Origin of the sequence: Corynebacterium sp. ACRPS, from assembly GCF_022346005.1 — a bacterium.
Taxonomy (GTDB): domain Bacteria; phylum Actinomycetota; class Actinomycetes; order Mycobacteriales; family Mycobacteriaceae; genus Corynebacterium.
Genome location: NZ_JAKRMY010000036.1, coordinates 1 through 2,128, shown reverse-complemented (window position 1 = coordinate 2,128; position 2,128 = coordinate 1). Strand labels below are relative to the sequence as shown.

Here is a 2,128-nt window from a genome sequence, read left to right as displayed (position 1 = left end):
TTACCGCAGAACTCGCCGATCGCTACCAGATCAGTGTGAATCGCAAGACTGTGGCTAAGCGGATGCGTCTGATGGGCATTGAAGGGATTTCACCGCGTGCTTTTGTGCCGGTGACAACGATCCAAGCCAAGCGTAAATCTGCTCTTCCTGACCTGGTAAAGCGCATGTTTGATACCGGCGAGCTCAATCGAGTATGGATGTCGGACATTACCTACCTGCGCACCGGTGAAGGCTGGTTGTATTTATGCGTGGTCCGCGATGGTCATTCCCGCAGGGTACTGGGCTGGGCTATGGATAGCGTGCAAAACACAAGTTTGGTCGAACGGGCCCTACGGATGGCGCATACGCTGCGTGGTGACGTTCCTGACGGGCTGGTGTTTCACGCTGACCGCGGAACACAATTTACCAGCGAGCAGCTCTGGGAGGTGTGCCGCAACCTAGGGGTTGCTCAGTCGGTAGGGCGCACTGGGGTGTGTTTCGATAACGCGATGGCCGAGTCGTTCTGGTCGACGCTTAAGACCGAGTTCTACGACCGGAAGCGCTGGGCAACCCGCGATGCTGCGCGTCAGGCCGTTGCCTACTGGATTGAAGTGGTCTACAACCGTCGGCGCCGGCATTCCGCTCTCGGGATGGTCAGCCCTGTCGATTTCGAAAATCACATCACCCAAACCAGAAACGAAGAAAAAATCGCTGCCTAACCGCTAGGTAGCTCTACTACGTGTCCACGATTTGCGGGCAACCCCACTGGTGGGCTGGTAGTTTTCGGTTTCTTGTGGTGTGAGTTGTCGGGTGAAGGTGTCGATGTTTTCTAGGTTGGTGATGCGGGACCAGCCGTAGCCTGGGAAATACACTTTCGTATCACCAGCACCTGTACCAGCCTCGGCGGCGTCATCTGTGTCGGTGGTGTTGGGAGAGTGTCTAATGGTTTGTGTGTAGGTTCCCAACCTGCATAAGGAGAGGTGGTGGTGAAGGTATTGATCGCGACTTTAGTATGCGTGTTATCTAGGATGAGTTGGATAAGCGCCTCACCGGCACCACATTGGGTGTTGTCTGCTTGGGCATCAATATGGCGGGCGATGATAGCAGCGGTTGCTTTATCACACGTTAGGCTCATAGTGGCGCGGTTGTTATGCACTGCCACATTCAGGGTGGGTTCGACCTCGTCGGTGTCATTATCTGCCAGGTGGTGGGTGTCGATGAAGTCGCGGATAAACCGGCGGATATCCGCCACCGTGGGCACATGCTGGCACGGTGCTGTCGGTGTGAGGAAGTCTGCTAGGGCGGCATCGATAAGGCCTATGTGGTCGTGGTTGTCGCCTACGCGTTGTATCTCCCTGTCAATGACCCGCAGGCGTGGTGTATCCAGTATCCACTGCTCCATATTCGTGGCGGCGACGAGGGGTAGTTCCTGCATGCGGAAATGTGCCCTGATGATCCCAGACAGGGTGCTGTAGGTGAGGCCTAGGTCTTTAGCCAGGCTGGTCAGTGTCACATCCACGTCATCATCGTCGAGGTCGGGAAGGAGTGACTGGTAGAATACCCAGGAGTTTTTCCGGGCGGCTGCTCCAGCTGCGGCAATAGGGTTGCCGGGTGTGTTGGTGGCATAAAAGACCACCGGCACATCTAGCACGGTATCAGCGTCAGTGTTGGTGTCGTAGTCCAGTGGCTCGCCGGCCAGGCGGGTATTCCCCGGCGTGGTGTCGCCTACTGGCTCGTGCCTGGTGGTGAATGGTGGTGTGCTACTTGTCATCGTGGTCGTATCCCCCGGGAATAGTAAACCGGTTAAGTCGAATGTGTTTTCGTCTAACAAGGCTTGACCCTACCCACCACACCTGACACTAGGGGGTAAAACCACGACACCCCGCCACGCATTCTGCCAGCTCGACAGAGTACAAGTCGCCTCCATGAGCGGGGGTGAAACGACAAGTAGTCCCCGAAACACCAACCACCCACAATTATTCGGGGTGATGGTCTTTCGGGGACTACCGTATAAACACTATTTTGTTGTTTGTTGTTTGGTGTCGGCGGTGACTTACTCTCCCACAACCTCCCGGTTGCAGTACCATCAGCGTGTACAGGCTTAGCTTCCGGGTTCGGAATGGGACCGGGCGTTTCCCTGTAGCTATGA

At 55.9% G+C, this 2,128-nt stretch carries 2 protein-coding genes and 1 rRNA gene; 1 reads left to right on the top strand and 2 read right to left on the bottom strand.

The genetic code is table 11. The features are described 5' to 3' along the window. A partial coding sequence (locus MHX65_RS11425; protein ID WP_370657806.1) for an IS3 family transposase occupies positions 1-698 on the top strand: 698 nt, incomplete at its 5' end. A gap of 110 nt (positions 699-808) precedes the next feature. On the opposite strand, the gene MHX65_RS11420 is transcribed toward MHX65_RS11425, so the two are convergent. Further along, complete coding sequence (locus MHX65_RS11420) at positions 809-1,750, bottom strand: hypothetical protein (RefSeq protein ID WP_239270166.1); 942 nt, start codon at positions 1,748-1,750, stop codon at positions 809-811. Positions 1,751-2,019: 269 nt separating this feature from the next. Next, positions 2,020-2,128 (bottom strand): 5S ribosomal RNA (gene rrf, locus MHX65_RS11415); the annotation flags it as partial.